This window comes from Pseudomonas atacamensis, assembly GCF_017167965.1.
GTDB lineage: Bacteria > Pseudomonadota > Gammaproteobacteria > Pseudomonadales > Pseudomonadaceae > Aquipseudomonas > Aquipseudomonas atacamensis.
This window is the reverse complement of sequence record NZ_CP070503.1, coordinates 5,054,329-5,073,462: the sequence shown is the minus strand read 5'-3', so window position 1 is coordinate 5,073,462 and position 19,134 is coordinate 5,054,329. Positions and strand designations below refer to the sequence as shown.

Sequence of the window (19,134 nt, the reverse complement as noted above, 5' to 3'; positions counted from 1 at the left end):
ACTAATGGATAAATTGATTATTACCGGTGGCGCTCGTCTTGATGGCGAGATCCGCATTTCCGGCGCGAAGAACTCCGCCCTGCCGATTCTGGCCGCGACCTTGCTGTGCGATGGCCCGGTCACCGTTGGCAACCTGCCGCACCTGCACGACATCACCACCATGATCGAGCTGTTCGGGCGCATGGGCATTGAGCCGGTGATCGACGAGAAGCTCAGCGTCGAAATCGACCCGCGCACCATCAAGACCCTGATCGCCCCGTACGAACTGGTGAAAACCATGCGTGCGTCGATCCTGGTACTGGGCCCGATGGTCGCGCGTTTCGGTGAAGCCGAAGTCGCACTGCCTGGTGGTTGCGCCATCGGTTCGCGTCCGGTCGACCTGCACATCCGCGGTCTGGAAGCCATGGGCGCGGTCATCGACGTCGAAGGCGGCTACATCAAGGCCAAGGCGCCTGAAGGCGGCCTGCGCGGCGCGCACTTCTTCTTCGACACCGTCAGTGTGACCGGTACCGAAAACATCATGATGGCCGCTGCACTGGCCAAGGGCCGCAGCGTGTTGCAGAACGCCGCGCGCGAGCCTGAAGTAGTCGACCTGGCGAACTTCCTCAATGCCATGGGCGCCAAGGTTTCCGGCGCCGGCACCGACACCATCACCATCGATGGCGTCGAGCGCCTGGGTTCGGCTTTCTACAAAGTCATGCCTGACCGTATCGAAACCGGCACCTACCTGGTCGCTGCTGCCGTGACCGGTGGCCGCGTCAAGGTCAAGGACACCGATCCGACCATCCTCGAAGCGGTACTGGAAAAGCTGCGTGAGGCCGGTGCGGAAATCACCTGCGGTGAAGACTGGATCGAGCTGAACATGCACGGCAAGCGCCCGAAAGCGGTCAACGTGCGCACCGCGCCGTACCCGGCGTTCCCGACCGACATGCAGGCCCAGTTCATCTCGCTCAACGCCATTGCCGAAGGCACGGGTGCGGTGATCGAGACGATCTTCGAAAACCGTTTCATGCACGTGTACGAGCTGCACCGCATGGGCGCGCACATCCAGGTTGAAGGCAACACCGCGATCGTCACCGGTATCGAGAAGCTCAAGGGCGCGCCAGTCATGGCCACCGACCTGCGCGCATCGGCCAGTCTGGTGATCTCGGCGCTGGTTGCCGAAGGCGACACGCTGATCGACCGCATCTACCACATCGACCGTGGTTACGAGTGCATCGAAGAAAAACTGCAAATGCTGGGTGCCAAGATCCGCCGCGTTCCGGGCTGATCGCTGCATCGGGACACAGGGACGTGTCCACTGAATTCGTTTCGAGTCGAGGGTGTACGCACCCTCGATGTGTGTCCGGCGCCGATTGCGACCGGACATGAGTACCTTGATAAGGACTGACGTTTCCCATGTTGACCATCGCACTGTCCAAGGGCCGCATCCTTGACGACACCCTGCCGCTTCTCGCTGAAGCGGGCATCGTGCCGACCGAGAATCCGGACAAGAGCCGCAAGCTGATCATTCCCACGACCCAGGACGACGTGCGTCTGCTGATCGTGCGTGCCACCGACGTGCCGACCTATGTCGAGCATGGCGCGGCCGACCTCGGCGTCGCCGGTAAGGACGTGCTGATGGAATACAGCGGCCAGGGCCTGTACGAGCCGCTGGACCTGCAGATCGCCCAATGCAAGCTGATGACCGCCGGCAAGATCGGCGCGGCCGAGCCCAAGGGCCGTCTGCGCGTGGCGACCAAGTTCGTCAACGTTGCCAAGCGTTATTACGCCGAGCAGGGCCGTCAGGTCGACATCATCAAGCTGTACGGCTCAATGGAGCTGGCGCCGCTGATCGGGCTGGCCGACAAGATCATCGACGTGGTCGACACCGGCAACACCTTGCGCGCCAACGGCCTGGAACCCCAGGAACTGATCGCCACGATCAGCTCGCGTCTGGTGGTCAACAAGGCTTCAATGAAAATGCAGCACGCCCGAATCCAGGCGTTGATCGACACCCTGCGCAACGCAGTGGAATCGCGACACCGCGGCTGATCTACCTGCGCGACCCGAGGTCGCGCCGTCTATCCGCCTCATAGCCAGAATTCTCAGGTGCCCAAGCGGATCGAATGCTAGTTTCGGGCGCCTGAGTTATTTGCCATTCCTATGAGGCTCTCGCTATGACCGCAACCACTGCAATTCGCCGACTCAACGCTGCTGACCCGGATTTCGCGCATCATCTGGATCATCTGCTGAGCTGGGAAAGTGTGTCTGACGACTCGGTCAATCAGCGCGTGCTGGACATCATCAAGGCTGTGCGCGAGCGCGGTGACGCGGCGCTGGTCGAATTCACCCAGAAGTTCGACGGTCTTGAAGTCGCCTCGATGGCCGACCTGATCCTGCCGCGCGAGCGTCTCGAACTGGCCCTGACCCGCATCACGGTGCCGCAGCGCGAGGCTCTGGAAAAAGCCGCCGCCCGCGTGCGCAGCTATCACGAAAAACAGAAGCAGGATTCCTGGAGCTACACCGAGGCTGACGGCACCGTGCTTGGTCAGAAAGTCACGCCACTGGATCGCGCAGGCCTTTACGTGCCGGGCGGCAAGGCCTCGTATCCGTCGTCGGTATTGATGAACGCGATTCCGGCCAAGGTCGCCGGCGTGACCGAAGTGGTCATGGTCGTGCCGACCCCGCGCGGTGAAATCAACGAGCTGGTGCTGGCCGCTGCCTGCATCGCCGGTGTCGACCGCGTGTTCACCATCGGCGGCGCGCAAGCAGTTGCCGCACTGGCTTATGGCACCGAAAGCGTGCCGCGTGTCGACAAGGTTGTCGGCCCGGGCAATATCTATGTAGCCACGGCCAAGCGCCATGTGTTCGGCCAGGTCGGCATCGACATGATCGCCGGCCCTTCGGAAATCCTCGTGGTCTGCGACGGCCAGACCGATCCGGACTGGATTGCCATGGACCTGTTCTCCCAGGCCGAGCACGACGAAGACGCGCAAGCGATTCTGGTCAGCCCGGACGCCGAGTTCCTCGACAAGGTGGCCGCGAGCATCGATAAATTGCTGCCGACCATGGACCGCGCGACCATCATCGAAACTTCGATCAATGGCCGTGGTGCGCTGATTCAGGTGAGCGACATGGCCCAAGCCATCGAAGTCGCCAACCGCATCGCCCCGGAACACCTGGAATTGTCGGTCGCCGATCCACAAGCCTGGCTGCCGCAAATTCGCCACGCCGGTGCGATCTTCATGGGCCGCCACACCTCCGAAGCGTTGGGCGATTACTGCGCCGGTCCGAACCACGTGTTGCCGACTTCCGGCACCGCGCGCTTCTCCTCGCCGCTGGGTGTGTACGACTTCCAGAAGCGCTCGTCGATCATCTTCTGCTCCGAGGCCGGCGCTTCCGAGTTGGGCAAAACTGCATCGGTACTGGCCCGTGGCGAATCGCTGAGCGCGCACGCACGCAGCGCCGAATACCGCATCAAAGACCAAGACTTTCTGAAAGGGCAGGGGAACTGAGCGATGAGTAAATTCTGGAGCCCGTTCGTCAAGGATCTGGTGCCCTACGTGCCGGGCGAACAGCCGAAGCTGACCAAACTGGTCAAGCTCAATACCAACGAAAATCCGTATGGCCCGTCGCCAAAAGCACTGGCGGCGATGCAAGCCGAGCTCAACGATAACCTGCGCCTGTACCCGGACCCGAACAGTGATCTGCTGAAAAACGCCGTGGCCGAATACTACGGCGTGCAAACCAGTCAGGTGTTCCTCGGCAACGGTTCGGACGAAGTGCTTGCGCACATCTTCCACGGCTTGCTGCAACACGATCAGCCGCTGCTGTTCCCGGACATCAGCTACAGCTTCTATCCGGTCTACTGCGGTCTGTACGGGATTGAATTCGACGCGGTGCCGCTGGATGCGCAGTTCCAGATCAACCCGGCCGACTACGCCAAACCGAATGGCGGGATCATTTTTCCCAACCCGAACGCCCCGACCGGGTGCCTGCTGGCGCTGGACGCGGTCGAGCAAATCCTCAAGGCCAGTCCTGATTCGGTCGTAGTCGTGGATGAGGCGTACATCGACTTCGGCGGCGAGACGGCGATAAGTCTGGTGGACCGCTATCCGAATCTGCTGGTGACGCAGACGCTGTCCAAGTCACGCTCGCTGGCCGGCCTGCGTGTCGGTCTGGCGGTAGGGCATCCGGACCTGATCGAAGCGCTGGAGCGGATCAAGAACAGCTTCAACTCCTATCCACTGGATCGTCTGGCGATTGTCGGCGCGGCGGCGGCGTTTGCAGATCGCGAGTATTTCGACAAGACCTGTCGTCAGGTGATCGAGAGCCGCGAATGGGTGGTGGCGCAGTTGCAGGCTAAAGGCTTTGAAGTGCTGCCGTCGGCGGCCAACTTCATCTTCGCTCGCCACCCGCAGCATGATGCGTCGGGCCTGGCGGCCAAGCTGCGCGAGCAGGGCGTGATCGTGCGGCACTTCAAGCAGGAACGGATTGCGCAGTTCTTGCGGATATCGGTGGGGACGCCGGAGCAGAATCAAGCGTTGATTGATGGGCTTGGGGATCTCTAAGCGACACTGAAATTGTGGGAGCGAGCCTGCTCGCGAACGCGGTCTTTCATTCAATGCCAGTGCTGAATGTTGTACCTATTCGCGAGCAGGCTTGCTCCCACATTTGCTCATTGTGTTTATTCGTGATGCGGCTCGCCAAGGAATGTCAGCGAACTGAACAACCCACGACTGTCCACATCCGCGCTGTCCCTCACCGGCACCTCGACCTGCGCCGCAATCACATTCAACCCTTCATTACGCACCAGAACCTGCGCACGCCCATCCTTGTCGGTCTCGGTGCTCAGGGTGTTTGGCGCGCTGCGATAGTCGCCATATAACTTCACCCCCGCCGCCGGTTTGCCATCGAGCAGCACCCGCACCGGTAACGATTTACCCGGCCCGACGGTCAGCGGATCGACCTCCGGCAGGATCAGCAGTTTGATCTGCTCCAGTTTCGGCAACTTCGTCCCCGGCTGATAGATCGCCAGGCTGTACTTGAACGTCTGCGTGGCCTCGGTGGCGCCGGGCACTTTGCTGCGTCCTTCGTTGATCCACTTCTTGTCCGCCGTCTGCGACCACATGCCGTTGTTCAGCGCCACGGCCATCAGCGCCGGCGGCTTCAATGGTTTCAAACGGGCATGATCGGCCAGGCGCTCGACGCTGACCGGGATCATTTTGCCGCCTGCGTCATAAGCCCAGGCACCGCTGATTTTCTGCGCCTTGAAGGCGTTGTCTTCGGCGCCGTGACCGTAGACCACTTCGATGTTGCCGCGTCGCTCCTCTGTCCACAGGCCGTGCGCCGACACCTGACCGGTGAATAGCGCAGCGAGGAGCAGAAGGGATTTGCCGTAGTGCATGGTGACGTCCTTTTACAGGTTGAGTGTCAGGCTGACAGTGAAATTGCGTGGCTCGCCGGGGTTGACCCAGTAGTTGCTGTAAGAGCGCTCGTAGTATTTTTCGTCGAAGATGTTGTTCAGGTTCAGGCCGACCGTGACGTTGTCGCTGGCCTTGTAATGCGCGAGCAAGTCGACGGTCTGGTAGGCCGGCAATTCGAAGTCGCTGCCGGATTCGCCCGAACGATCACCGACGTAGGTGAACGCTGCACCGACGTCTGAACCGCGCAGTCGGCCATCCTGAAATTCATAAACACCCAGCAGACTGCCGCTGCGTTTAGCCACGCCGAGGATGCGGCTGCCGGTAGGAATGGTCGCGTCGCCCTTGGTCACCTCGGCGTCGATGTAGGCGAAGGCGCCAATGACCCGCACTGCGTCGGTCACCTGACCGCTCACTTGCCAATCGAAACCCTGACTGCGCGCCTTGCCCATGGCGCGGCTGGTGTCGGTGCCCGGATCGAGGGCGAGAACGTTTTCCTTGTCGATGTGGAAGAAGGCGAGGGTGCTGCTCACGCGCTCATCGAACAGCTCGTTCTTGATCCCCACTTCGTAACCGACGCCTTCTTCCGGATCGAAGGAATTGCCGGAAGCATCCAGGCCGTTGTTCGGTTTGAACGAGGTCGAGGCGTTGGCGAACAGGCCGGTGTTCGGCGTGAGTTGATAGAGCAGGCCAGCGCGTTGAGTCAGTGCGTCGTGGCGCTGCTGGCTTTTGGCGTTGCGGCTGTGATCGTCGATGCGCTGATCGAAATGCTCGAAGCGCGCGCCGACCATGCCGCGCAGCTTGTCGGTGAAGATGATCTGGTCCTGCAGATTCAGCGCATGACTTTCGACGTGTTCGAAGAAGTCGGTGCCCGAGCGTACGCCATTGGGTTTCGGCTGGCCATAAACCGGCTTATAGATGTCGATGGCGTAGGGGCCGCCAGCAATGGTGGTGACGCGTTCGTCCTTGCGGTAATTCTCGTACTCGGTGCCGATCAGCAATTCATGCTGCCACGGCCCGAGGTCGAACAGACCGCGCAGTTCCAGTTGGGTGATGCTGTCGTGCCAACTCGTATCGCGTTCGCGCAAGCGGCGATTGACCGTGTGGCCGTCGGCGTTCAACGGTCGTGCTTCGGAAGCGTCGCCCCAGAGTTTGCCTTCCTTGTAGTGACTGGCCAGGCGCAGCTTCCAGCTGTCGTTCAGATGGTGCTCAAGAGTGGCCTGGAGCAGGTTGTTGTGGTTGTCGATGTTGCCGTCGTTGGGCTCACCCAAGAACGTCGAACGGGACACGCCGCTCCACTTGTTGTTCGGCGCCACCACACCACGATCGAACGTCGAGTTGTGACGGACGATTTCGCTCTCCACCAGCAGCGAGGTGTCCGGGTTCAACTGCCAACTGATTGAGGGTGCGACGAATACCCGCTGGCTGTCGACGTGGTCGCGAAAGCTGTTGTTGTCTTCTACGGCGAGGTTGATGCGCGAGAGCACATTGCCCTGGTCATCAAGGGGCGTGTTGACGTCCAGCGCGGTGCGGTAGCGATCCCAACTGCCGGCGCTGGTCTGCAAAGTGGTGAACGCTTCGGGCTGCGGCTTCTTGGTGACGATGTTCACCGTGCCGCCGGGATCACCCCGGCCGTACAGGCTGGCGGCCGGGCCCTTGAGCACTTCGATGCGTTCTATATTGGCCGCATCTGGCGTACTCGGATAACCGCGATTGGCACTGAAGCCGTCCTTGTAGAACTCCGAGGTGGTGAAGCCGCGCACGCTGTATTCGTACAGGGTCAGGCCGCCGAAGTTGTTCTGCTTCGATACGCCGCCGGCAAAATCCAGCGCGCGTTCAACGCTGGTGCTGCCCAGATCCGAGAGCACACTGGCCGGAACGACGCTGATGGCTTGTGGGATATCGCGAATCGCCGTGTCGGTTTTGGTCGCACTGGCCGAACGAGTCGCGCGATAACCGCTGACCGGGCCGGTGGGTGATTCGTAGTCGGAAGTGACGCTGATGGCTTCCAGCTCAACGGGCTGCGGCTCATCGGCGAAGGCGGGATCGCAAAGCAAACCCAGAGTCAGGCCCAGCAGCGAGGCCTTTTTGCGAGACGACATGTTATGTTGTTCCAATTGCTAGAATTGAAACAATATAACATGCCTGTTGAGAATGTCTGTTATTCGCGCCACTGGCGCGAAAACATTTTTACTCTTCTTTTTCTTTCACCGGTGCCGGCGGTGGACGCAGGCCGATTTCAGCCGTCAGCTTCAGCTCCTTGCCGTTGCGCATAACCTGAATCGTCACCTTGTCGGTCGGTTTGATCCGCGCCACCTGGTTCATCGAGCGGCGACCATCGCCGGCGGGCTCGCCATCGATGCTCAGAATCACATCGCCCAGTTGCAGGCCGGCTTTCTGCGCCGGGCCGTCACGGAAGATTCCGGCAACGACAATCCCCGGGCGCCCGGACAAGCCAAACGACTCCGCCAGTTCCTGAGTCAGCGGTTGTACTTCGATGCCCAGCCAGCCGCGAATCACCTGACCGTGCTCGATGATCGACTTCATCACTTCCATCGCCAGTTTCACCGGGATGGCAAAACCGATGCCTTGCGAGCCGCCGGATTTGGAAAAGATCGCCGTGTTGATACCGGTGAGGTTGCCGTTGGCATCGACCAGCGCACCGCCGGAGTTGCCCGGGTTGATCGCCGCATCGGTCTGGATGAAGTCTTCGTAGTTGTTCAGGCCCAACTGATTTCGGCCGGTGGCGCTGATGATGCCCATGGTCACGGTCTGGCCGACGCCGAACGGGTTGCCGATGGCCAGCGCGACGTCACCGATGCGAATGCTGTCGGAGCGGCCGACGGTGATTGCCGGGAGGTTTTTCAGGTCGATTTTCAGAACTGCAAGGTCGGTTTCCGGATCGCTGCCAATCACCCGTGCCAGCGTTTCGCGACCATCCTTCAACGCCACAACGATCTGGTCGGCGCCGCTGGTGACGTGGTTGTTGGTGAGGATGTAGCCTTCCGGGCTCATGATCACCCCGGAACCGAGGCTCGATTCCATGCGCTTCTGTTTCGGCGAATTGTCACCGAAGAAGCGGCGGAACTGCGGATCCTCGAACAAAGGATGCGCCGGTTTGTTGATGACCTTGGTGGTGTACAGGTTGACCACCGACGGCGCGGCGATGCCCACCGCGTCCGCATAGGACACCGGCCCCTGCTGCACGATCGTGGTCTGAGGGGCCTGTTGCAGATTGACGTCGAGGCTCGGCAGCCCGACCCACTCGGGGTAACGCTGAATAATCAACAGAGCGATAAGCACACCGGCCAACAGCGGCCAGCCAAAAAAACGCAGCGCCTTGAGCATTAAGCACGTTCCTGGAAAGGTTGCAGGCGAGGTCAGACCGCCCATAATGTCGCGCATTATACGAGGCCGCGCGCGCCTCTGAACGGGATATTTAGGAGTCTTTCATGGCCGTTGCCCTCAGCACCCTCGTCGAAGAAGCCGACCGTTACTTGGGCAGTACGAAAATTGCCGATTATTGCCCCAACGGATTACAGGTCGAAGGCCGCCCGCAGGTGATGCGCATCGTCAGTGGCGTCACCGCCAGCCAGGCGTTGCTCGATGCCGCCGTCGAAGCCGAGGCCGACCTGATCCTGGTCCACCACGGTTATTTCTGGAAAGGCGAAAACCCTTGCGTCACCGGCATGAAACAGCGCCGCTTGAAAACCTTGCTCAAGCACGACATCAGTCTGCTCGCCTATCACCTGCCGCTGGATCTGCACCCGGACGTCGGCAACAACGTGCAACTGGCGCGTCAGCTGGACATCACTGTCGAAGCGCCGCTCGACCCGAGCAATCCGAAAGTCGTCGGGCTGGTCGGCTCGCTGAATGAGCCAATGACTGCGCGGGATTTCGCGCGCAAGGTGCAGGACGTCATGGGCCGCGAGCCGCTGCTGATCGAAGGCAGCGGCATGATCCGCCGCGTCGGCTGGTGCACCGGCGGTGGCCAGGGTTATATCGACCAGGGCGTGGCGGCGGGTGTCGACCTGTTCATCAGCGGCGAGGCCTCCGAGCAGACTTTCCACAGTGCGCGGGAAAACGACATCAGCTTCATCGCCGCCGGCCACCACGCCACTGAACGCTACGGCGTCCAGGCGCTGGGCGAGTATCTGGCGAAACGCTTTGCCCTTGAGCACATCTTTATCGATTGCCCCAACCCGATCTGAGCTCACCGCAAACTCCTGTGGGAGCGAGCCTGCTCGCGAAGGCCTCAGACCTTCAATACAAAGGTGCCTGACAATCCGCTTTCGCGAGCAGGCTCGCTCCCACATTCGGCCCTGACGGGCCGAACTGGCAGGCATATTCATATACCCTTTCGATCTAGTTGGCGTCCTGATTAGAAGAGGTCGCTGTGCTAGGATTCCTCGCTCGAACACGGCCCGCTGGCCGTTCATAAGAAAGCTTTCGTGAGTAGCCATGGTCGACAAACTGACGCATCTGAAACAGCTGGAGGCGGAAAGCATCCACATCATCCGCGAGGTGGCCGCCGAGTTCGATAACCCGGTGATGCTGTACTCCATCGGTAAAGACTCCGCCGTGATGCTGCACCTGGCACGCAAGGCGTTCTTCCCGGGCAAACTGCCGTTTCCGGTGATGCACGTCGACACCCGCTGGAAATTCCAGGAAATGTACAAGTTCCGCGACAAGATGGTCGAAGACTTGGGCCTGGACCTGATCACCCACATCAACCCCGATGGCGTGGCGCAGAACATCAACCCGTTCACCCACGGCAGCGCCAAGCACACCGACATCATGAAAACCGAAGGCCTGAAACAGGCACTCGACAAGCATGGTTTCGATGCAGCGTTCGGCGGCGCCCGTCGCGATGAAGAGAAATCCCGCGCCAAAGAGCGCGTGTACTCGTTCCGCGACAGCAAACACCGCTGGGACCCGAAAAACCAGCGTCCAGAGCTGTGGAACGTCTACAACGGCAAGGTCAACAAGGGCGAATCCATCCGTGTGTTCCCGTTGTCGAACTGGACCGAGCTGGACATCTGGCAGTACATCTATCTCGAAGGCATCCCGATTGTGCCGCTGTACTTTGCCGCCGAACGCGAAGTGATCGAGAAGAACGGCACGCTGATCATGATCGACGACGAGCGCATCCTCGAGCACCTGTCCGATGAAGACAAAGCGCGCATCGTGAAAAAGAAAGTGCGGTTCCGCACCCTTGGCTGCTACCCGTTGACGGGCGCGGTGGAGTCCGAGGCCGAAAGCCTGACGGACATCATTCAGGAAATGCTCCTGACGCGAACTTCCGAGCGCCAGGGCCGGGTCATCGACCACGATGGCGCAGGCTCGATGGAAGACAAAAAACGTCAAGGTTACTTTTAAGCTTCGAGTTACAAGCGGCAAGCTGCAAGTTAAAGGCGGTATGAGTAGCTTTGCAGTTTGGCGCTTGCAGCCGGTTGCTGCGGGCCGGAATCGGATGACTCGTAATGGATTTCGAGAGACTGGTTGTATGGCAGCGAAGCAAATGTCTGGCGGTGAGGATTTTCAAAGAGTTTGCGCGGTGCGGGGATTTTGGATTCAAGGATCAGATCACCCGTTCTGCACTTTCAGTGCCTTCCAATATCGCTGAAGGCATGGAGCGTCGGAGTTGCAAAGAAAAGGTTCATTTTCTTTGGATTGCGAAAGCTTCTTGTGGAGAGCTGCGCACCCAGATCCTGATAGGCCGAGATATCGCTTACATCGCAGAACCACTGGCTGAAAATTGGATTATGGAGACCCGAGAGCTTTCTAGGATGCTGGTTGGGTTGATCAACAAAATTTCTGACTAGCTGTACGCCGACAAGCTTGCCGCTTGAAGCTTACAGCTTGGAGCTTGAATGCAATGAGCCATGCTTCTGATTTGATCAGCGAGGACATCCTCGCCTACCTGGGCCAGCACGAACGTAAAGAGCTGCTGCGCTTTTTAACCTGCGGTAACGTCGATGACGGCAAGAGCACCCTGATCGGGCGCCTGCTGCACGACTCGAAGATGATCTACGAAGATCACCTCGAAGCGATCACCCGCGATTCGAAGAAAGTCGGCACCACCGGTGACGACATCGACCTGGCATTGCTGGTCGACGGTCTGCAGGCCGAGCGTGAGCAGGGCATCACCATTGATGTCGCTTACCGCTATTTCTCCACTGCCAAGCGCAAATTCATCATCGCCGACACCCCCGGCCATGAGCAGTACACCCGCAACATGGCCACCGGTGCGTCCACCTGTGACCTGGCGATCATTCTGGTCGACGCCCGTTACGGCGTGCAGACCCAGACCCGTCGCCACAGCTTCATCGCTTCCCTGCTGGGTATCAAACACATCGTCGTCGCCATCAACAAGATGGACTTGAAGGACTTCGACGAAGGCGTGTTCGAGTCGATCAAGGCCGACTACCTGAAGTTCGCCGAAGGCTTGAAGATGAAGCCGACCAGCATGCACTTCGTGCCGATGTCTGCCCTCAAGGGCGACAACGTGGTGAACAAGTCCGAGCGCTCGCCGTGGTACACCGGTCAGTCGCTGATGGAGATTCTGGAGACTGTGGAAGTCGCCGGCGATCGCAACTTCACCGATCTGCGTTTCCCGGTGCAGTACGTCAACCGTCCGAACCTGAACTTCCGCGGTTTCGCCGGCACCCTGGCCAGCGGCATCGTGCACAAGGGCGACGAAGTCGTGGTGCTGCCGTCGGGCAAGAGCAGCCGCGTGAAGTCCATCGTCACTTTCGAAGGTGAGCTGGAACACGCAGGCCCAGGTCAGGCGGTAACGCTGACCATGGAAGACGAAATCGACATCTCCCGTGGCGACCTGTTGGTGCATGCCGACAACGTGCCGCCGGTGACCGACAGCTTCGAAGCGATGCTGGTGTGGATGGCTGAAGAGCCGATGCTGCCGGGCAAGAAATATGACATCAAACGCGCCACCAGTTACGTGCCGGGCTCGATCGCCAGCATCGTCAACAAGGTCGACGTCAACACGTTGGAAGAAGGCCCGGCGAGCGCGTTGCAGCTCAACGAAATCGGCAAGGTGAAGATCGCGCTCGACGCGCCGATCGCCCTCGATGGTTACGAAAGCAACCGCACCACCGGCGCATTCATCGTCATCGATCGCCTGACCAACGGCACCGTTGGCGCCGGCATGATCGTCGCTCAGCCAGTGGCCCATGGCACTGCAACCCACCACGGCAAATTGGCCCACGTGGCGACCGAAGAACGTGCCCAGCGCTTCGGCCAGCAACCGGCCACCGTGCTGTTCAGCGGCCTGTCCGGTGCGGGCAAAAGCACCCTGGCATACGCGGTCGAGCGCAAGCTGTTCGACATGGGCCGCGCGGTGTTTGTACTGGATGGCCAGAACCTGCGTCAGGACCTGAACAAGGGGCTACCGCAGGATCGCGCCGGGCGTACCGAGAACTGGCGTCGAGCCGCGCACGTGGCGCGTCAGTTCAACGAAGCGGGGCTGCTGACATTGGCCGCGTTCGTTGCGCCGAGTGCCGAAGGTCGCGAGCAGGCCAAGGAACTGATCGGCCAGGATCGCTTGCTGACGGTCTATGTGCAGGCCTCGCCGACCGTGTGCGCCGAGCGTGATCCGCAAGGTCTGTACGCCGCTGGCGGCGACAACATCCCGGGCGAATCCTTCCCGTACGATGTGCCGCTCAATGCCGACCTGGTGATCGACACGCAGTCGCTGAGCCTGGAAGAAAGCGTCAAGCAAGTGCTGGAGCTGTTGCGTCAGCGTGGTGCGATCTAAGGTAGAAGCAGCGACAGGCTTCTAGCTGCAAGCGGCAAGAAAAAGCCCGCCGGTGAGTGATCATCGGCGGGTTTTTTTTGGCCGGGTGATCGTTCCCACGCGGAGCGTGGGAACGATCAACTGTGGGAGCGAGCCTGCTCGCTCCCACAGGGGTCAGTGTTTGGGTGGATATTCGCGGTGCATCTGCTCCAGCAACGCATCCTTGTCCAGCCACAGTTGATTGATCCAGCCCTGGAACTGCAATCGATACTCGCCGTCCTGGTCGTAGTTCTTGCCGATGAAGGCCAGCGGGATTTTGATTTCTTCAAAATGCACCACCACATCGCGCACATTGCCGCAGAGCAAATCCCAGAACCCCGGACGCCCGGCCGGATAATGAATCGTCACGTTGACGATTGATTCCAGCTGTTCGCCCATCGCATCCAGCACAAAGGCGATCCCGCCGGCCTTGGGCTTGAGCAGGTACTTGAACGGTGACTGCTGCTGCGCATGCTTGCCTTCGGTGAAGCGTGTGCCTTCGACGAAGTTGAAAATCCCCACCGGGTTATGGCGGAATTTCGCGCAGGTCTTGCGCGTGGTTTCCAGGTCCTTGCCTTTTTTCTCCGGGTGTTTTTCCAGATACGCCTTGGAGTAGCGCTTCATGAACGGAAAGCCCAGCGCCCACCAAGCCAGCCCGATTACCGGAACCCAGATCAGCTCCTGCTTGAGGAAGAACTTCAGCGGCTGAATCTTGCGGTTGAGCACGTATTGCAGCACCAGAATATCCACCCAGCTCTGGTGGTTGCTGGTGATCAGGTACGAGTGCTGATAGTCGAGGCCTTGCAGACCGCTGAGGTGCCAGCGGGTGCGCCGTACCAGATTCATCCAGCCTTTGTTATTGCTGATCCACGCCTCGTGGGTGTGGCTCATCAGCCAACCGGCGATGCGCTGGGTAAAGGCAAACGGCAAAGCCTTGACCAGCGCCACGCAGAACAGGAACGAGCACAGCAGAATCGTGTTGAGCGCCAACAGCAGCGAGGCGATCACGCCGCGCACGGGGGCGGGTAGAAAATCCAGCATTTACACATCCATAGGTCGGTTGGCGGCTTGAATCGCGGTGAGCGCGATGGTGTAGACGATGTCATCGACTTGCGCGCCGCGCGGCAGGTCGTTCACCGGTTTGCGCAGGCCTTGCAGCATCGGCCCGAGGCTGACGCAATCGGCGCTGCGCTGCACGGCTTTGTGCGTGGTGTTGCCGGTGTTCAGATCGGGGAACACAAACACCGTGGCGCGCCCGGCGACCTGACTGTTCGGCGCCAGTTGCCGGGCGACGTCGGCGTTGGCGGCGGCGTCGTACTGCAACGGGCCGTCGATCAACAGCGAGTTTTGTTGCTCATGAGCGAGCAGAGTCGCCTCGCGGACTTTCTCGACTTCTTCACCGCGCGCCGATTCGCCGCTGGAATAGCTGATCATCGCCACCCGTGGAGTAATGCCGAATGCGGCCGCCGAGTCGGCGCTTTGCAGGGCGATCTCGGCCAGTTCCGCGGCGCTCGGGTGCGGGTTCATCACGCAGTCGCCGTAGACCAGCACTTCTTCCGGAAAGAGCATGAAGAACACCGACGACACCAGCGTGCAGCCCGGTGCGGTCTTGATCAGTTGCAGGGCCGGGCGGATGGTGTTGGCGGTGGTGTTGATCACACCCGAAACCAAGCCGTCTACCTCGTCCAGCGCCAGCATCATGGTGCCGATCACCACGGTGTCTTCCAGTTGCTGCTCGGCCATCGGTGCGTTGAGGCTTTTGCTCTTGCGCAGGGCGACCATCGGCTCGACGTAACGCTCGCGGATGTGGTCCGGGTCAAGGATTTCCAGACCCGGCGGCAGCACGATGCCTTGGGCGCGGGCGACCGCTTCGACGTCTTCGGGTTTGGCCAGCAATACGCAGCGGGCGATCCCGCGTTCCTGACAGATCGCCGCTGCTTGCACGGTGAACGGCTCGCTGCCTTCGGGCAACACGATGCGCTTGTTCGCCGCTTGCGCGCGCTGGATCAATTGGTAGCGGAACACCGCTGGCGACAGGCGCATCTCCCGAGGCGTGCCGCAGCGCTGGTGCAGCCAGTTGGCGTCGAGGTGGCTGGCGACGAAATCGGTGATGATCTCCGCGCGCTCGCGGTCATCGATCGGGATTTCCTTGTTCAGGCCATTGAGCAGATTGGCGGTGTCGTACGAGCCGGTGCTCACCGACAACACCGGCAAACCGGCCTGCAACGCGCCCCGGCACAGGTCCATGATGCGCGGGTCGGGCAGGGTGTCGCTGGTCAGCAGCAGGCCGGCCAGCGGCACACCGTTGATCGCCGCGAGGCTGACGGCGAGGATGATGTCGTCGCGATCGCCCGGCGTCACCACCAGCACGCCGGGCTTGAGCAGCTCGACGGTGTTGCGCATGGTTCGTGCGCAAATGATGATTTTGCTCATGCGCCGGGTTTCGTAGTCGCCCGCGTTGAGCACTTGCGCACCCATCAGGTCGGCGACGTCGCGGGTGCGCGGCGCATTGAGTTCCGGCTGAAACGGGATGCAGCCAAGCAAGCGGAAATCACCGCTGCGCAGCAACGGCGAATGCTCTTTCAGGCGTGTGGCGAAGGCGTCCATGCTCTCGTCGGTCTTGACCTTGTTGAGGATCACCCCGAGGACCTTCGGGTCTTTCGGGCCGCCGAATAATTGCGCTTGAAGCTCGACGCGGCCAGAAAGCTCGGCGAGCACTTCGTTTTCCGGCGCCGAGACCAGAATCACCTCGGCATCCAGACTCTTGGCCAGATGCAGATTGACCCGCGCGGCGTAACTGGCGCTGCGGGTCGGCACCATGCCTTCTACCACCAGCACGTCTTTGCCGACCGCCGCTTGTTGATACAGGGCGATGATTTCTTCGAGCAATTCGTCGAGCTGACCGTCGCCGAGCATGCGTTCGACGTGCGCCAGCCCCAACGGCTGCGGCGGTTTCAGGCCATGGGTGCGCGCCACCAGTTCGGTGGAACGCTCAGGGCCAGTGTCGCCCGGATGTGGCTGGGCGATCGGTTTGAAGAAGCCGACTTTGAGGCCGGCGCGTTCAAGCGTGCGCACCAGCCCGAGGCTGATGGAGGTCAGACCCACGCCAAAATCGGTGGGGGCGATAAAAAAAGTTTGCATGGGAATTCTCTATGCAAGGGTGTCAGCCTATGTCTGGCCGACTACCGAAATTCAGTCGCCAAGGTTATCGCTAACCGAGCCTTGTGCACACCAACCGCAGGCAAAGGGTTGACCTGTTTTTTCAATACGTTGCGCCGGATCCAGGACCCAGGCACGGGTTTGCCACGGCGGTTGGTGGCGCAGGTGCTGGGTGTGGCCACAGGAAAGCTCGACCACCCAATGGCCATCTTCGTCCTGATGGAAGCCGGTGATGGTCGAAACCCGTTTGTCCGGGTTGTGGTCGCTTTCAAGCGATTGCTTCGCTAAACTTGGCCTTTCTATATTCTTATGCAAAAGGTCTCGCCCCATGCTGATCGCCGCCAATAAGGCTGTCTCCATCGACTATACCCTGACCAACGACGCTGGTGAGGTCATCGACAGCTCCGCCGGCGGCGCTCCGCTGGTTTACCTGCAAGGCGCAGGCAACATCATCCCGGGCCTGGAAAAAGCCCTTGAAGGCAAAGCTGTCGGCGACGAGCTGAAAGTAGCCGTTGAGCCTGAAGACGCTTACGGCGAATACGCCGCTGAACTGGTCAGCACCCTGAGCCGCAGCATGTTCGAAGGCGTTGACGAGCTGGAAGTCGGCATGCAGTTCCACGCTTCGGCGCCGGACGGCCAGATGCAGATCGTCACCATCCGTGATCTGGACGGCGACGACGTCACCGTTGATGGCAACCACCCTCTGGCCGGTCAGCGCCTGAACTTCGAAGTGAAGATCGTTGATATCCGTGACGCCAGCCAGGAAGAAATCGCTCATGGTCACGTCCATGGCGAAGGTGGCCATCACCACTGATTTTCTGCGCTAAGCTTCGAGTACTGGAGAGGCGCCTGTGGGCGCCTTTTTAGTCCGCGGCTGTCCTTGGTGGCCTCGCCAAGTGGCTGTTTCGAGTAGAACACGAGAATCCTGGAGTTCGGCATGAGTGCTTTTCACGACCTTAAGTTGACAGCTCTGGATGGTCAGGAGCTACCGCTGGCGCCGTTCAAGGGCCAAGTCGTGCTGGTGGTCAACGTGGCCTCCAAATGCGGCTTGACCCCTCAGTACGCGGCACTGGAAAACCTCTACCAGCAATACAAAGATAAAGGCTTTGCTGTGCTGGGCCTGCCGTGCAACCAGTTTGCCGGTCAGGAGCCAGGCTCGGAGAAAGAGATCCAGGAGTTCTGCAGCCTCAACTATGGCGTGACCTTTCCGTTGTCGAGCAAGCTCGAAGTCAACGGCCACGAGCGGCATCAGTTGTATCGCCTGCTGGCGGGCGAGGGCGCCGAATTTCCCGGTGACATCACCTGGAACTTCGAAAAATTTCTGCTCGGCAAGGACGGCCGGGTGCTGGCGCGGTTCTCGCCGCGCACCGCGCCGGATGATCCGACAGTGATTGCCGCGATCGAAAAAGCCTTAGCCTGAATCAGAAAATCGCAGCATTGAGCTGCGATTTTTTTTGCCTGCCTTTTGACCCTTAATCATTCAGATCAATAGTGCTGTCACGCGAATAACGTGGCGGATATTATCGCCGTCATATCGATCAATGTCCGTCGCCAACGTTTTCGTGGAGTCTCTCGATGCCCGTTCAAGCCCTGTTCAAACCGTTCCACCTCGGTGCCCTCGAACTGCCGACCCGCGTGGTCATGGCGCCAATGACCCGTTCGTTTTCGCCGGGCGGTGTGCCGAATTCCAAAGTCATTGAGTACTATCGCCGTCGTGCGGCCGCCGGGGTTGGTCTGATCATCACCGAAGGCACCACCGTCGGCCACATCGCGGCCAACGGCTATCCTAACGTGCCGCAATTTTTCGGTGACGCGCCGCTGGCCGGCTGGAAAAAGGTTGTCGACGCCGTGCACGCCGAGGGCGGCAAGATCGTCCCGCAACTGTGGCATGTCGGCAGCGTACGTCGCCTCGGCACCGAGCCGGACGCCAGCGTGCCGGGCTACGGTCCGTCGGAAAAACTCAAGGACGGTCAGGTCGTGGTGCACGGCATGACCAAGCAGGACATCCAGGACGTGATCGCCGCGTTTGCCCAGGCTGCCAAAGATGCGCAAAGCATCGGCATGGATGGCGTGGAAATCCACGGCGCCCACGGCTATCTGATCGACCAGTTCTTCTGGGAAGGCAGCAATCAGCGCACCGATGAATACGGTGGCAGCCTGGCCAACCGTTCGCGTTTTGCCATCGAATTGGTTCAAGCAGTGCGCGCGGCTGTCGGTGAGGGTTTCCCGATCATCTTCCGCTTCTCGCAATGGAAGCAGCAGGATTACACCGCGCGTCTGGTACAAACTCCCGAAGCGCTGGGCGAGTTTCTCAAGCCGCTGTCCGACGCTGGCGTGGACATTTTCCACTGCTCGACCCGACGCTTCTGGGAGCCGGAGTTCGACGGTTCGGATCTGAACCTTGCTGGCTGGACCCGCAAGCTGACCGGCAAACCGACCATCACCGTGGGCAGCGTCGGCCTGGACGGCGAGTTCCTGCAGTTCATGGTCAACACCGACAAGGTCGCGCAACCGGCCAGCCTGGAAAACCTGCTGGAGCGTCTGAACAAAGAAGAGTTCGACCTGGTAGCGGTGGGCCGTGCGCTGCTGGTCGATCCGGACTGGGCGCAGAAAGTCCGTGAAGGGCGTGAGCAGGACATTCTGCCGTTCAGTCGTGAGGCGTTGATGACCCTGGTTTAAGCGGCGCCAGTTCGACCTTTTCGCGAGCAGGCTCGCTCCCACCTTCGACCGCATTCCATCTGAAAGAATGCAGTACCCATGTGGGAGCGAGCCTGC

At 60.4% G+C, this 19,134-nt stretch carries 17 protein-coding genes; 11 read left to right on the top strand and 6 right to left on the bottom strand.

The genetic code is table 11. From position 1 onward, the window contains the following. Positions 1 to 4: 4 nt before the first annotated feature. From murA to hisC, 4 genes are all read left to right on the top strand, one after another. Complete coding sequence (gene murA / locus JWU58_RS23165) at positions 5 to 1,270, top strand: UDP-N-acetylglucosamine 1-carboxyvinyltransferase (protein ID WP_016771669.1); 1,266 nt, start codon at positions 5 to 7, stop codon at positions 1,268 to 1,270. Between the two features lie 128 nt (positions 1,271 to 1,398). Continuing rightward, positions 1,399 to 2,034, top strand: a complete 636-nt coding sequence (gene hisG / locus JWU58_RS23160) for an ATP phosphoribosyltransferase (RefSeq protein ID WP_016771668.1) — start codon at positions 1,399 to 1,401, stop codon at positions 2,032 to 2,034. A gap of 125 nt (positions 2,035 to 2,159) precedes the next feature. Next, positions 2,160 to 3,497, top strand: a complete 1,338-nt coding sequence (gene hisD / locus JWU58_RS23155) for a histidinol dehydrogenase (RefSeq protein WP_016771667.1) — start codon at positions 2,160 to 2,162, stop codon at positions 3,495 to 3,497. Positions 3,498 to 3,500: 3 nt separating this feature from the next. Next, positions 3,501 to 4,553 (top strand): histidinol-phosphate transaminase, encoded by a 1,053-nt coding sequence (hisC, locus tag JWU58_RS23150; protein WP_122881958.1) that lies wholly within the window; start codon positions 3,501 to 3,503, stop codon positions 4,551 to 4,553. 116 nt (positions 4,554 to 4,669) lie between these two features. On the opposite strand, the gene JWU58_RS23145 is transcribed toward hisC, so the two are convergent. From JWU58_RS23145 to algW, 3 genes are all read right to left on the bottom strand, one after another. Continuing rightward, positions 4,670 to 5,389 (bottom strand): DUF4198 domain-containing protein, encoded by a 720-nt coding sequence (locus JWU58_RS23145; protein WP_123443396.1) that lies wholly within the window; start codon positions 5,387 to 5,389, stop codon positions 4,670 to 4,672. A 12-nt stretch (positions 5,390 to 5,401) separates the two neighbouring features. After that, a complete protein-coding gene (locus JWU58_RS23140; protein WP_123443397.1) occupies positions 5,402 to 7,507 on the bottom strand; it encodes a TonB-dependent siderophore receptor in 2,106 nt (701 codons plus the stop codon). A gap of 88 nt (positions 7,508 to 7,595) precedes the next feature. Then, complete coding sequence (algW, locus tag JWU58_RS23135; RefSeq protein WP_016770590.1) at positions 7,596 to 8,753, bottom strand: Do family serine endopeptidase AlgW; 1,158 nt, start codon at positions 8,751 to 8,753, stop codon at positions 7,596 to 7,598. 104 nt (positions 8,754 to 8,857) lie between these two features. On the opposite strand from algW, the gene JWU58_RS23130 reads away from it, so the two are divergent. From JWU58_RS23130 to cysN, 4 genes are all read left to right on the top strand, one after another. After that, positions 8,858 to 9,616 (top strand): Nif3-like dinuclear metal center hexameric protein, encoded by a 759-nt coding sequence (locus JWU58_RS23130; RefSeq protein ID WP_206421049.1) that lies wholly within the window; start codon positions 8,858 to 8,860, stop codon positions 9,614 to 9,616. 250 nt (positions 9,617 to 9,866) lie between these two features. Beyond that, on the top strand, positions 9,867 to 10,784 hold the full coding sequence (gene cysD, locus JWU58_RS23125) for a sulfate adenylyltransferase subunit CysD (protein ID WP_016771664.1): 918 nt from the start codon (positions 9,867 to 9,869) through the stop codon (positions 10,782 to 10,784). Positions 10,785 to 10,888: 104 nt separating this feature from the next. Then, the gene (locus JWU58_RS23120) at positions 10,889 to 11,230 is read left to right on the top strand and encodes a four helix bundle protein (RefSeq protein WP_039759341.1); all 342 of its coding nucleotides are present in this window, start codon (positions 10,889 to 10,891) and stop codon (positions 11,228 to 11,230) included. 53 nt (positions 11,231 to 11,283) lie between these two features. Further along, positions 11,284 to 13,182, top strand: a complete 1,899-nt coding sequence (cysN, locus tag JWU58_RS23115; protein WP_160767844.1) for a sulfate adenylyltransferase subunit CysN — start codon at positions 11,284 to 11,286, stop codon at positions 13,180 to 13,182. A 153-nt stretch (positions 13,183 to 13,335) separates the two neighbouring features. Here the strand turns inward: cysN and JWU58_RS23110 are convergent, their stop codons facing one another. Genes JWU58_RS23110 through JWU58_RS23100 form a run of 3 tightly spaced genes read right to left on the bottom strand, consistent with a single transcriptional unit; the run spans position 13,336 to position 16,719 of the window. Next, a complete protein-coding gene (locus tag JWU58_RS23110) occupies positions 13,336 to 14,241 on the bottom strand; it encodes an acyltransferase (RefSeq protein ID WP_206421048.1) in 906 nt (301 codons plus the stop codon). Beyond that, the gene (pta, locus tag JWU58_RS23105) at positions 14,242 to 16,341 is read right to left on the bottom strand and encodes a phosphate acetyltransferase (protein ID WP_024011632.1); all 2,100 of its coding nucleotides are present in this window, start codon (positions 16,339 to 16,341) and stop codon (positions 14,242 to 14,244) included. 51 nt (positions 16,342 to 16,392) lie between these two features. After that, entirely contained in the window at positions 16,393 to 16,719 is a 327-nt protein-coding gene (locus tag JWU58_RS23100; RefSeq protein WP_123443402.1) for a DUF3565 domain-containing protein, read from the bottom strand. Here JWU58_RS23100 and JWU58_RS23095 point away from each other — a divergent pair. The 3 genes from JWU58_RS23095 (at position 16,688) to JWU58_RS23085 (ending at position 19,038) form a co-directional block, all read left to right on the top strand. After that, entirely contained in the window at positions 16,688 to 17,173 is a 486-nt protein-coding gene (locus tag JWU58_RS23095; protein WP_016771661.1) for an FKBP-type peptidyl-prolyl cis-trans isomerase, read from the top strand. The genes JWU58_RS23100 and JWU58_RS23095 overlap by 32 nt on opposite strands. A 123-nt stretch (positions 17,174 to 17,296) precedes the next feature. Then, a complete protein-coding gene (locus JWU58_RS23090; RefSeq protein ID WP_016771660.1) occupies positions 17,297 to 17,779 on the top strand; it encodes a glutathione peroxidase in 483 nt (160 codons plus the stop codon). Positions 17,780 to 17,934: 155 nt separating this feature from the next. Continuing rightward, positions 17,935 to 19,038, top strand: a complete 1,104-nt coding sequence (locus JWU58_RS23085) for an NADH:flavin oxidoreductase (RefSeq protein WP_206421047.1) — start codon at positions 17,935 to 17,937, stop codon at positions 19,036 to 19,038. Positions 19,039 to 19,134 lie beyond the last annotated feature (96 nt).